The sequence below is a fragment of the Micromonospora sp. NPDC049230 genome (assembly GCF_040647875.1).
Taxonomy (GTDB): Bacteria; Actinomycetota; Actinomycetes; order Mycobacteriales; family Micromonosporaceae; genus Micromonospora.
Genome location: NZ_JBEZCZ010000023.1, coordinates 57639 through 70227, shown reverse-complemented (window position 1 = coordinate 70227; position 12589 = coordinate 57639). Strand labels below are relative to the sequence as shown.

Here is a 12589-nt window from a genome sequence, read left to right as displayed (position 1 = left end):
GGACGGCCCCAACGCTTGTGGTGTCAGAGGTTGGGCTGCTCGACGATCAGGCGAGTCCGGTCGATCTTGACCTTGTCGGCGACGCCGTTGTAGATCCGAATGTCGTCGATCGCCCCGGACAGGTTCTCCCGCTCGGCGCCGTTCACGAAGGACCGGCCGAACTGCACGTTGCCGAGGGCGGGCAGCGGCTTGTCCAGTTGGAAGCCAAGGGCCTGACCGTTGAGATAGAACAGCAGCTCGCGGCTGTACCCGTTGTAGACCAGCGCGACGTGGTCGCCCTTTCCGATCTTGGTAGGGGCACTCTCGTGCTGAGTCGCCTCGTACACCGCTGAGCTGCCGGTGTCGGTGGTGGCAGCCATCTCCCAGCGACCATCGTTATTACCCCGAAGGACCACGACGCTGTTGTTGTTGGCACCCTTGATGGAGATCGCCGTCATCGGATGGTTCTGCGAACCGCTGGTGAACCGCACGCGAGCGGAGATGGTGAAACTTCCCGCCGCGTCGACGACCGGGGTGGTCGTCTCGGCGTACTGGCCGGCGAGACCCTGGAACTGCAGGTAACCCGAGCCCATCATGCCGGTGATCGGATTGCTCTGGACGAGGGTGTTCTCCTGCCCGAGGCGCAGCGCCTCACCACCGGCGTCATAGTTTGGGCTGGACTTGTTGGCCTGGGTGCTCAGCTGCCAGTAGCCCTTCCGGTCCAGCTTGTGCTTCTCCAGGCCAGCCGTGTCCTCGCTGACGACCGGACGGTCGAAGACGGAGACGTCCGCCATCGCGCCCTTCCAGAAGTCGGAGTATCCGCCGCCCTTGTAGGTGTGTCGGCCGAACTGGAGGGCGCCACGGGACTCCACGAGTGAACGTCGGTCCTTGACCACGGGGGCACCCGTACCGACCTGGAGGGAGATCTTGTTGTTCGTGCCGTCGAAGACAGCCGTGACGAAGGTCCAGGCGGTGGTCGCCGGACCCGCGTTCACCCTCCACTCACCCAGGTTGATGACATCGTTCGTCGGCATCCGGAAGAACCAGCTGCCCTGGTCGACACCCAGGCTGAAGCCCGGCTCGCCGGTGGCGTCCTGACTGACCGCCACCTGGCGCCGGTTGGGATCGTCCACCCGGAACCAGCCGGTGAGAGAGAAGCTGCGGGCGGTGCCCACCACCGAGTTCTCGGTGACGAGGTACGCGTTGGACGTGCCGTCGAAGGTGGCAGCCGTGTCCCACGGGCCGAGTGACCCCGCCACGCCGAACGTGACGCCACTACCGATCTTGGCATCGTGCGAGCCGAGTTGGTCGCTCGCCACCTTGGCGGTGGCGATGTCCGACAGTGGCCACTGCGCAATCGGTGGACGCTTACCCACCCGGAAGGTGCAGGTGGCGATAGTGCTGGATCGTTTCGCCACGTCGATCGCCTTCACGAAGAGCTGGCGCGGCCCTTCCTTGTCGGGCGTCCACTTGATCGTCACCGGGCCACCGCTCGTCGCCGGCTTGACCGACACCGTGGCGCTGTCGTTGAAGTTGTACTGGTACTCCACGACGTCGGTGGCAGCCGAGTCGAAGGTGAAGCTGCCCTGGACCCCGATGGAGCCGCGCCACTGGTCGTCGTCGAGACAGTCGGCAGTGGTGTCGGCCGCGTCATCGGGCAGATACTCCGGCGAGTCCACATCCGGGGCGCTCGGGCTGGTGGTGTCGTACAGGAACTGGCAGACGTTACGCGCGCCGTCGGAACTCCAGGGCCCCCAACTCACACCGTCACTCGCCCGGACCTCCCAGGAGATCGGCACGTTCTGCGCGATGTCGGACGGCACGTAGTAGCTGAACACCGAGCCGCTGGCCTTCAACGGCGTGGTGTAGCTGCGGGTCTGCAGACTTCCACCGTCCGGCGTCCAGGTGACCTTGAACTCGGCCTTGACCTGCTCGGTGTGCGCGGACGAGTGGTCCGGGTCCCGCAGGACGGCGTTGAGCCGCGGCGGAACGTCCGAGTAGGGCGCGGCCGAGCCGTACACGCAGCCGCCGCCGGGCGACATCGTCAGCTCGGACTCGTTCGCGATCACCGGCGCCCGGTTGTAGCGGACGGAGAGCACGCCGTTGTCGCAGAACCGCTTCGTGTGCGTGGAGTCGCTCTCGTTGACCGACCGGAGACCGAGCGTGACACTGCTCCAGCCCTTACTCACCGCCGTTTGGACCGCGGCCTTGGCTTCCCATTCGGTGTTCTGGTTCGTCGAGGTGCACGACGACTGCACCTTGGTCGGCGAGTTGTTGGCCAGGTGCGTGGCACCCGACCACCCCGACCCGCCGGGCTGGTTGCCCCAGTTCGTGCTGGACTTGATCCCGGACGGCATGAGGTAGAGCGCCGCCGCGCGGGCGGTGGTGTTGTAGACGTGCTGCAGGGTCACCCGGAACTTGGCCTCCAGGATGGCCTTGCCGGCGTACGGTGTGGCCAACTGGTAGAAGATGCGCTTGACCTTGGAGTTGTTGCACAAGCTCGGGCAGAGACCGATGCGCTCGTGTCGGTTGGTGTCGAACTTCCAGTACTCCTCGGACGGATAGCCGCTGTCGACCATCGCCCAGGCGCTGTTGGTGCTGCTCTGCCACACCGGGTCCACGTACACCGGGTAGGTGGTGTCCGGGCTGGCGAGCATCGCGGCGTCCGGAGTGAGGCTCAGCGTTCCCTGGGTGTAGTCGAGGCCGACCTTCGCCACCCGCGAGTCCTCCCCGGGACCCCGGGCCGAAGCGTCGCCCGGGTCCGCGGGCTCGGTGGTTACGGCGGAACCGCGCTGGGCCTCGCCGCCGCCTTCCTGGTTGCCGCTGTCCCACATCGTCGGGGCGTCGGCCTCCATCACCGGGTTGCCGGTGGCGGGATCGAGAGCGACCACGCCACCTTCCTCGGTCTCTTCGATGTCGAGCCCTTCCCCTGTCACTCCCAGCCGGAGGTCCCGCAACTCGGGCAGGTTCGCGGCCTCGGGGGTCTTCAGCACCAGAACGTGGGAGAAGCCCTCGACCGTGACGTTGGCCACCAGGTCAACGTCGGGGAAGACCTCCGGGTAGGTGGCCTGGTCGCCCGAGATGGTCGGGGTGGGCAGGGAGTTGGGCCAGGTGAGCGTCATGACCCGGAAGTCGCGCTGGACCACCATGAGGGGCGTGGTGCCACCGCCGGACAGACGCATGTCGAGCAGCGCGGCAGTTGGAGTGATCGTCCCGTCCGCCTGAACCACGAGCGCCGCGCTGGCCGGCACCCAGGCGTCACCCCGAAGGACTCGCACCGCCTGGTTGTACTCGTTGGCGATGAGCGTCCCGTCCGGCTGGGCGAAGACGTCCCGGTACTCGCCGCGCTGTGCGAGCACCTCGACGGGCTGGTTGAGGTCCGCCGCCGCGATCAGTGCTTCGGCTTCGGTGTCGCGCACCGGGTCGGTCTCCAGGGCGGCCACCGGCGTGGTCGGTGGGGCCGGCTCGGGAGCGGCCACGTAGGCGGTGCCGGCCAGCAGGCCGGCGAGGCCGACCGTGAGGCCGAGCGTGAAGAGCCGACCCCGCTTTCTCGTACGACGCGCCACCGTCAGGTCCTCCCCCGTTGAACTGCGCACATTCATGTTCTTCATCAGTTGACCGCCGCCCCGAACGTGCTCACGTTGGCCGGGAAGCCGTTCACGCCGGGCTGCCAGGTGTCGGTGGGCGCCGTCGACCCGCCGGCCAGGTTCGACCAGGTGAAGCCGTAGACGGCGTCGGTGCCGTACGGGGTTGCCACCAGGAGCCGCTTCGACGTGGCCCCGAGCGACGTGCCGACGATCTCGCTCACGCGGGGGTTGCCCGGCAGGCTCGTCCCGTTGCGTTCGATCTTCACCGGAGCGCTCGTCGAGGACAGCGCGGGAAGGACCCACACCTGGCCGACGTCGCGTACGGCGACGCGCCCGTCCTCAGTTGGGACGTAACCGTCCCAACCTGGAACGCCCAGCGCGATGAACATCGTCGAATTGGTGCTCTCGACTGCCGGGTTGGTGTTCACCACCATGACCTTCTCGCCCAGGTAATCGCCGGAGTCCAAGTTTGGCTGCCGTGGATCGAACCTGACCAACCTGGCCAGCTCAATGGAGTTGGCTGCGGTGACGTGGTAGACCTCCGCCGTGCCGACGTCCGATATCGGCCGGTATGGTGGGTTGCGCTCAACATCCTCACCAGGCGCGCCAACTACCACCAGCGAATCCGGGGTGCCCTGCGGTGATCCGACTGGCCGATACGGTGCGATGGCGATCGACTTACCGAAGTTGTCGTTCGCCTCGGCAGCATTCCAACCCGGCGAGCCCTGGTTGAGCTCGACGGCGTGCGTGGGCAGCCCACCGGTCAGGATGTGGCTGAAGACGTTCACGGTGCCGGCGAACGCCTCGGTGCCGATCGCCTCACCCGGCGAGCTGACGCCCCAGTGGTACGTGGAGGCCGCCACCGCGTACCCGGTGCGGTCGTCGGTCTCGGCGACGCCGGGGATGCCCGCACCCTGACTGAGCGCCACGTTCACGTCGCCCCGGATGTAGTGGACGATGCCGGTGACCGGGGCGGCGAGGCCTTCACCGGGCGCGCCGATGACCAGGTACGACTGGCCACTGGCCGTCCGACTGCCGGCTACCGCGTAGCCGAACCAGTCGTGGGCCTCGGCCGCGTCCGGCACGTTCGTGACGTCCTGGTGATAGGTCAGCGAGTCCGGCCCCTTGGCCAGCCCTGCCGGCGAGCCGAGCAGAACGAGCACGACGCCGGCGTCCTGCAGGCCGGAGACATCCTGGAACGGGACACCCACCGCGAGGTCGGTGCAGCCGTCGTTGTTGGCGTCGTACGAGGAGATCGAGGTGCCGAAGCGGTCACCAGGCTCGGGCGCGCCAGGCACCTTGTCGACGCCCTCCTGGAGGGTCTGCACCGTGGAGCTGCCGCCATAGCTGACGTGCACCTGCCCGGCGCGGATCTGGCTGTTCGCCGTGGCCTCGGGGTCGGCGATCGCGACGTCCGCGACGCCGTCGCCGTTGAAGTCACTCTCCGTGCCGCTGGTGCAGCCGATCGCCGGTGGAGCTGTGGTGTAGACCTGCATCTCGCAGAACGACGACCAGCGGTCGCTGCCGGTCACGCCGTCGGACGCCTTGACCCGCCAGCGGTAGATGCCGCCGTCGGCGAAGGCGCCGGCCGGGACCGTCGTCGCGGCGGTGGCCCCGTTGCCGACACCGCTAAGGACGGCCGAGCCGATCGGTGTGTCGGCGTTCATCGCCCACCACTCGAAGGTGACCGACATGGCGGTCCCCTCCGCGTCGGAGACGGTGGCCTTGAGCTGCGGGGTCACCGTGTTGACAGTGGGGCGACCGGAGCCGGTCACGCAACTGGTGGCCGGCGCCGTCGACCTCGCGGTCACCGCCGGGTACGAGTTGTACGTCACGACGGCCTTCGGCACGCTCGTGGCGCCGGAGTTGCGGGACCCGAACTGCTTGAATGCCTTGGATTCGGTCTCATCGGTCGCCCGTAGGCCCATGTCCGCGCGGGTGTCGCCCGCGTTGGCCGCCCGTTGGAAGAAACTGGTGGCGGTTATGCCGACCCAGTTGTCGTCGCACGACGCGTCGTAGCCGGCCGACGCCGTGGAGGTGCTCTCCAACTGGTTCCAGGCCGGCTGGCTGCTCCACACGATGTCGTCGGCGATCGAGCCGGTCGTCCACAGCTCCCAGGACCGTGCGGCGCAATCCACCGTCCACCAGTTCCACAGCGAGATGGTTGCCGAGTTGATCTGCTTGCCGACCAGGGCGGCCGTGTCCCAGCGGGCAAACGACCGGGTGATCGGGCCGGTCGTGCCGAGCTTGCCGAGCCGCAGGTCCTTCTCGCCGTCCTGGTCGACGCTCTCGTTGGCCTGCACGAAGGTGTCGAAGGTGGTGGAGAGGGGGTTGATCTGCGGGTCGATGGTGATCGGATACTTCCGCTCCGGTGCCGCGAGCCACTTCTGGTCCGGCGTGAGGGTCAGCGCGAGGCCACCCCGCGTGGCGGCTCCGGCGACCTTGGCGACGGCGGAGGTGACCGGCACTTTGCTGGTGGGCTCACCCTGCGCGTCGACCCGCGCGTCCCACATCTTCAGCGCCGGGGTCTTCGCGATGGTGCGGCCCGTCGCGTCCTTGATGGCGAGGTCGCCGCCCACGCCGCGCTGGATGTCCGCCACGTTGGGACCCGTCACCGGCAGCGACATCCTCGCAACCCGACTCAGGGCGTCACGGGTCTTCACCACGAACAGCGTCTCCTGGCCGACCCGGCTCGCCCGGACAACGAGGTCGACGCCGGGAAGCGCGTCCACGTAGGTGGCGCGGTCCTCGCGCAGTTGCGGCTCGGGCAACGCACCGGCCCAGTTGACCGCCACCCGGTCGTCGCCCTTGCCGACCACTGCCAGCTCGTGGGTGCCGTCCGGCCGAGGGCCGGAGATCGTGAGGTCGAAAGGGTGTGCCGCGGGGCGGACGGTGCCGTCGGCATCGCGACGGAGGGTGAGGTCGACCGGAACCCAGTCGTCACCACGGCGGACCCGGGTCGGTCCGAGGGACAGCTCTGCCCGGAACTGCCCGTCGGGCAGGGCGAACACCTCGGTGGTCTCGGAGGTGAGGCTCTTGACCCACACCGGTTTGCCGGTACTTCGCGCGGTCTGTGCGGCGACCGCCTCGTCGGACCTGTTCTGTACGCCACCCGTTACGCCATCGGGCCCGGCGGCGAGGTACTCCGCCGGTTCGCCCGATATGCCAGCCAATGCGACCGCCGTCAGCACGGCAACACCTGCCGCAAGGCATGAACGAACGGTGGCAGTCTTTCGACCTGCCACGAACCCCTCCCCCGTGTGTCCCTGATATCGATCGGGACTGTAGGTAGAAGTCCGCTCTACGCACAAGTAGCGTCACAAACAGTGAGGACGAAGGTGGCAATCCACCGATTTCGCCATTGTCGGTGACACAGTGGAGTCTTCCCTGTTCAGACCGGGTTGACCGGCGGCCCTCCGCCAGCCCTGGTCAATCGCCATTTGCCCGACAATCGAAGGCCAAAAACATTTGCCCGGCAGGCGGAGATCCAACCACCACAGTAGACCGCACCCGGCACTCCATTCGGGCCACACGGCCTCGTGCGGTCCCCAGTGCCGTCGGCGGCGAAAGCAGCCCCACACCGATCGGACCCGGGCCGCTCGACTACTCACAGGTCTGCGAATTGACGAGTCGACACGCCTCCCACCTGCGAAGGCGCTCATATCGATGACAAGCCGACCGCCGCCAATCCCGAATAGTGGACGCTCTCGTCGCCATTGCCCAAGGCCGGCGGAGAACGTCACCCCAGCGGGGTTGACCACGCGGTCACCAGCAGTACCAGGAGGGACAGTGCCCCACCTCGGCTTCTCGTCCGACAAATCCTGGTACTGGACATCAGCCACCGTCATGATTCACTCGGGTTACCTGAAGTCGGGGCATCATCGCGCCCGGGACTCCCCGACTTTCAGAAAGTCGAGTCGATCAAGCCCGGGCGGTCGAGGTCAGGCGCGGGCGGCCGAGGTCAGGCCCGGGTGAGCCGGACGGCGTCGGCGATGACGGGGTGGCGCTGTTGTAGCCCGAGTTCGTCGGCCACCAGGCCTCGACCCGGTAACTGCCCGCCGCCGGCACGTTGAACCGGTACCAGGCGGGGTCGCTGGCCGCGACCGGCTCGGCGTAGCGGTAGTCGGCGCCGTACCGCTGGCTGGAGAACGTGGACACGCCCCAGTTGGCGCTGGCGGTGAACCGACCGGTGGTGGTGTTGTCCACGGTGGAGGACCATGCCGTGCCGCCGGCCATCCGCGCCGCGACGTCGGCCCGCATGACGTTCAGGTCGATGAACGACGGGTCGATCTTGCCGGTGGTGCTGGTCTCCCGGTGGCCCCGGGCGTGGCTGCCGTCCCGGCCGAGCCGGGTGAGCACGGCGGCGGTGGCGGCGAGCGACGCGTTGTACTGGGCGGCGGTCATCTCCTGGCTGACGCCGTTGTAGTCGATCTCCCACCCGATCATGAGCGTGTTGCCGTCCCCGGCGGGGATCGGCCCGCTGCCGCCGCTGACCCCGGCGTGGTTGCAGCGGCCGGCGGAGATGACGTGGAAGACGCCGTGGTAGTCGACGAGGGCCTGGCACAGCGGCCCGGGCAGGTCGGAGCGGCCGTTGACGCAGACGCCGAGCGCCGGGCGCGGGTTGCTGGCGCTGGAGGTCGAGGCGGTGTGGTGCCAGAGCACCCCGATCGGGTCGAACGAGCCGGGCCGCATCCGGTTGAGCCAGTCGCCCTCGACGACGACCTGGACCCCGGCGCCACGCAGGACGTCGACGAGCCATCCGATCGTCGCCATCAGGCTTCGCGGAGCAGGTCGGCCAGGCACTCGGCCTTCGGTGCGGCGTTCGCCGGGGTGGGCCGGGCGACGACGGTCAGCGCGGCAGCCACCAGGGCGGGGATGCCGAGCACGCCGCGGCGGCGCAGACGGATGGATGGTGATCGGGCCATGACGATCCTCCAGCGACGGCGGGTGCTAACGCATCGACGAACGTGATGACGGGCACGTTATACCGTCATAAACGTCGATGTCGATGCCCTTCAGCACCGAATCAGCCTCTGAAGGAAACCGCCAAGTCAGACCTCGCCGAGGGCGTCGATGTCGCGCATCTCCTCCGCCGTCAACGAGAAGTGGAAGACGTCGAAGTTGGCGGTGATCCGCTCCGGCGTCACCGACTTCGGGATCGCCACGATCTCGTGGTCGATGTGCCACCGCAGCACCACCTGCGCGGGCGAGACCCCGTGGGCGGCAGCGATCCTGGTCAACACCGGATCACTGAGGTCGCTGGTCTTGAACGGGCTGTAACCCTCAAGCACCACACCCCGGTCCCGGTGCTCGGCGTGTCGCTGCCGGTCGTACAGCGCCGGGCTCCACTCGATCTGGTTGACCGCCGGATTCTCCTCGGTCGACTGGATCAGCTCGTCGATCTGCCCCGTGCTGTAGTTGCTGACACCGACCGCCCGGACCAGATTCTCGTCCCGGGCGGCCAGCAGCTCACGCCACAGCGGGATGCTGTCCGACGGCGACGACGGCGGCCAGTGGATCAACCACAGGTCGATCTGGTCGACGCCGAGCGCCTCCAGGCTGGCCTCCAACGTCGCGCGCTCCTGGCCCACCCGGTTCGGCGGGAGCTTGGTGGTGAGGAAGACGTCCTCCCGGCGCAGCCCACTCTCCTGCACCGCCCGACCGACCTCGCGCTCGTTGCCGTACACGGTGGCGGTGTCGACGTGCCGGTAGCCGGTGTCGAGCGCGGCCAGCACCGCGTCGTAACCGGCCTGGCCGGTGGCCTGCCAGGTGCCGAAGCCGAGCAGGGGCATCCGTACGTCGCCCGGAAGCAGAACTGTGGGCTGGTCGGTGAGGTCCATGAGGTCCGTTCTACCCCGCCGAGCCCCCGGCCGCGAGCGAACCGGACACTCCGGCATCCAGCGCACCGATCCGGTTTGCCGCAGAATGCGGGTGTGACCTACCGGTCGGACCCGGATTGCGTGCCGGGGCGCGGCCGGCGCTGGTTGAGCATCGACGCGGTCTGACGGCGAGGAGCGACGTGTACCTGACCCATCTGGACTGCCCGCGCTGCGGCAAGGAGTACGCCGCCGACGCGCTGCACAACCTCTGCGAGTGCGGGTCCCCGCTGCTGGCCCGCTACGACCTGCCGGCGGTGGCGGAGGTCCTCACCCCGGAACGCTTCGGACTGCGCCCGGCCGACCTGTGGCGCTACCGGGAGCTCCTGCCGGTCGGCGACCCGCGGCACGTCACGACGCTCGGCGAGGGCTGGACTCCGCTGCTGCGGGCCCCGGCGTACGGCGCCGAGATCGGCATCGCGGACCTGATGGTCAAGGACGAGGGGTTGGTCCCGACCGGGTCGTTCAAGGCGCGCGGCGCGGCGGTGGGCGTGAGCCGGGCCCGCGAGCTGGGCGTCGAACGGATCGCGATGCCCACCAACGGCAACGCCGGGTCGGCCTGGGCCACGTACGCCGCGCGGGCCGGGATGGGCGCGACAATCGTCATGCCGCTGGAGGCCCCGGCCATCTGCCGGCGCGAGTGCGTCGCCGCGGGGGCCGACCTGCGCCTGATCGACGGGCTGATCAGTGACGCCGGCCGGTGGGTCGCCGAGCTGGTCGCGGAGTCGAACGGGGCGATCTTCGACGCCGGCACGCTGCGCGAGCCCTACCGGCTGGAGGGCAAGAAGACAATGGGGTACGAGATCGTCGAGCAGCTCGGCTGGCAGACGCCCGACGTGATCATCTACCCGACCGGCGGCGGGGTCGGGCTCATCGGCATCCACAAGGCACTGCACGAGCTGCGTGAGCTGGGCTGGGTCGGCGACAAGCTGCCCCGGCTGGTGGCGGTGCAGTCGACCGGCTGCGCACCGATCGTGCGGGCGTTCGCCGCCGGTGAGGACCGGGCGCAGCCGTGGGCGGACGCGCACACCGTGGCGTTCGGCATCACCGTGCCGGCCCCGCTGGGCGACGAGCTGATCCTCGCGGCGCTGCGGGAGTCCTCCGGCACCGCCGTCGCCGTCGACGACGCGGACATCCTGGCCGACCTCCGGGACTTCGCGGCCCGCGAGGGGCTGCTGCTCTGCCCGGAGGGTGCCGCCTGCCTCACGGCGGCACGGCAACTGCGCGCCGGCGGGTGGATCCGGGCCGGCGAGCGGGTGGTCGTGCTCAACACCGGTGCCGGGCTGAAGTATCCGGACACCGTCGACGTGTCCGGCGTACCCGTGGTGGGGTGACTCAGTAGCTGTCCGGGTTGGTCAACCGCCAGGCCGCGTTGATCAGCCCCACGTGGGAGAGCGCCTGCGGGGTGTTGCCGAGCTGCTCCCCGGTGGCCAGGTCGACCTGCTCGCTGAACAGCCCCACGTCGTTGGCGTACCCCACCACCCGCTCGAACAGCGCCTCGGCCCGCGGCGTCTCACCCGCCATGACCAGGCACTCCACCAACCAGAACGAGCACAGCAGGAATCCGCCCGGATCGGTCGTCCACCGCCGCAGCAGTCCGTCCTCGGTGCCCAGCTCCCGCTCCACCATCGCGATCGTCGACCGCATCCGCGGGTCGGTCGCGGGCAGGAAGTGTGCCACGGGCAGGGTCAGCGCCGAGGCGTCCAGCTCCGCCGAACCGAAGGCGCCGGTGAACGCCCCGATCCGCTCGTTCCAGCCCTCGCGCAGCACTGTCTCGCGGATCTCGTCGCGTACGCCGGCCCAGCGGCGCGGGTCGGCCCTCTCCCCGAGCCGGTCGGCGAGACCCACCGCCCGGTCCAGCGTCAGCCAGCAGATCACCTTGGACGACAGGTAGTGACGCTCCTCGTCCCGGGTCTCCCACATGCCCCGGTCCGGCAGGTGCCACGTCTCCGCCACCTGCTCGGTCAACCCGAGCACCATCTCGCGCAGCTCGCCCTCGAACGGCGTGCCGAGATAGTCGCGCAGCCGCCACACCGCCGACATCACCTCACCCGGCACGTCGAGCTGCCGCTGCCGCCACGCGTCGTTGCCGATCCGGACCGGCCTGCTGTCGCGGTATCCGCGCAGATGGTGACAGTGGTGCTCGGAGAGGTCACGCTCGCCCTCCAGGCCGAAGAGCACCGGCACCGGTTGGTCGCCGATCCGGCCGATCGAGCGCGACGCCCAGGCGAACAGCCGGGACGCCTCGTCGGGGCAGGCCGCCACCCACAGCGCCCGCATGGTGAACGAGAAGTCCCGCAGCCAGGAGTAGCGGTAGTCGTAGTTGCGGTCGCCGCCGATCTGCTCCGGCAGCGACGTGGTCAGTGCGGCGGCGACCGCGCCGCTGCGGGCGTACGTGAGGCCGGTCAGGACCGTCGCGCTCTGCCGGACAAGATCGGGGTACCGGCCGGAGTACGTGTGCACGTCCCGGTACGCGTCCCACGCCTGGCCCGTCTCGGCGAGCGTGGCCACCGGGTCCAGTCGGGCCGGTGGGTCACCGTAGGCGGCACCGTACGCCACGTCCATCCCGACCACCTGACCGCCGGACACCTCGAACTCGTGCGTCACCCGGTCGCGGCCCGCCCGCAGGCGCAGGCCCGGCACGCGCAGCACCAGCACCACCGGGCCGGCGCCGGCCAGCACCCCGCCGTCCGGCTGCTCGTGCAGGTACGGCGTGAGCAGGCCGTACTCCGGTCGGGGCGCGAAATCCAGGCCCATCCGGACCCGCCCGGACAGCCCCTCGACCACCCGGATCAGCACGGCGGGCGAGTTCATCCCCAGCTCGTGGGCGCGGGCGCCGGCCTCGGCGGCGAGCGCGTCGGTGACCGCCACGCTGCCGTGCGGCGTGTGGTGCACAGTGCGCAGCACCAACGTGCCCGGCCGGTACGCGCGCTCCACCCGGTGCCCCGGGCCGCCGACGCCGACCGGGGCGAGCCGGAAGTGCCCGGCGGTCGGGTCGAGCAGCCGCCCGAACACGGAGGCCCCGTCGAACCGGTGCGGGCACCACCAGTCGATCGAGCCGTCCCTGCCGACGAGCGCACCCGAACGGGAGTCCGAGAGGAATCCGTAGTCGGAGATCGCCGGCTGCTGCTCCACCCGCCGGGGGTA

The 12589-nt window shown here is 69.5% G+C and carries 7 protein-coding genes; 1 reads left to right on the top strand and 6 read right to left on the bottom strand.

Translation table 11 applies throughout. From position 1 onward, the window contains the following. Nucleotides 1-23 precede the first annotated feature (23 nt). The 5 genes from AB0A95_RS20020 to AB0A95_RS20000 form a co-directional block, all read right to left on the bottom strand. Complete coding sequence (locus AB0A95_RS20020; RefSeq protein WP_357557258.1) at nt 24-3545, bottom strand: LamG domain-containing protein; 3522 nt, start codon at nt 3543-3545, stop codon at nt 24-26. 44 nt (nt 3546-3589) lie between these two features. After that, nucleotides 3590-6811 (bottom strand): DNRLRE domain-containing protein, encoded by a 3222-nt coding sequence (locus AB0A95_RS20015; RefSeq protein WP_357557257.1) that lies wholly within the window; start codon nt 6809-6811, stop codon nt 3590-3592. Nucleotides 6812-7487: 676 nt separating this feature from the next. After that, nucleotides 7488-8339 (bottom strand): N-acetylmuramoyl-L-alanine amidase, encoded by an 852-nt coding sequence (locus AB0A95_RS20010; RefSeq protein ID WP_357557256.1) that lies wholly within the window; start codon nt 8337-8339, stop codon nt 7488-7490. Further along, nucleotides 8339-8491, bottom strand: a complete 153-nt coding sequence (locus tag AB0A95_RS20005; RefSeq protein WP_357557255.1) for a hypothetical protein — start codon at nt 8489-8491, stop codon at nt 8339-8341. Before AB0A95_RS20005 ends, AB0A95_RS20010 begins: the two co-directional genes overlap by 1 nt. Before the next feature lie 126 nt (nt 8492-8617). Continuing rightward, nucleotides 8618-9406 carry an aldo/keto reductase gene (locus tag AB0A95_RS20000; protein ID WP_357557254.1) on the bottom strand — a complete coding sequence of 263 codons (789 nt, stop codon included), beginning with the start codon at nt 9404-9406 and terminating at the stop codon, nt 8618-8620. A gap of 179 nt (nt 9407-9585) precedes the next feature. Here AB0A95_RS20000 and AB0A95_RS19995 point away from each other — a divergent pair, with 179 nt between their 5' ends. Then, nucleotides 9586-10776, top strand: coding sequence for a threonine synthase (locus tag AB0A95_RS19995; protein ID WP_357557253.1), 1191 nt, complete (start codon nt 9586-9588; stop codon nt 10774-10776). 1 nt (nt 10777) lies between these two features. Here the strand turns inward: AB0A95_RS19995 and AB0A95_RS19990 are convergent, their stop codons facing one another. Continuing rightward, nucleotides 10778-12577 (bottom strand): glycoside hydrolase family 15 protein, encoded by a 1800-nt coding sequence (locus AB0A95_RS19990; protein WP_357557252.1) that lies wholly within the window; start codon nt 12575-12577, stop codon nt 10778-10780. Nucleotides 12578-12589 lie beyond the last annotated feature (12 nt).

Coding starts and splice junctions, on each gene's coding strand:
- AB0A95_RS20010 (WP_357557256.1), bottom strand. CDS start 8,339: ATGGCGACGATCGGATGGCTCGTCGACGTCCTGCGTGGCGCCGGGGTC.
- AB0A95_RS20005 (WP_357557255.1), bottom strand. CDS start 8,491: ATGGCCCGATCACCATCCATCCGTCTGCGCCGCCGCGGCGTGCTCGGC.
- AB0A95_RS20000 (WP_357557254.1), bottom strand. CDS start 9,406: ATGGACCTCACCGACCAGCCCACAGTTCTGCTTCCGGGCGACGTACGG.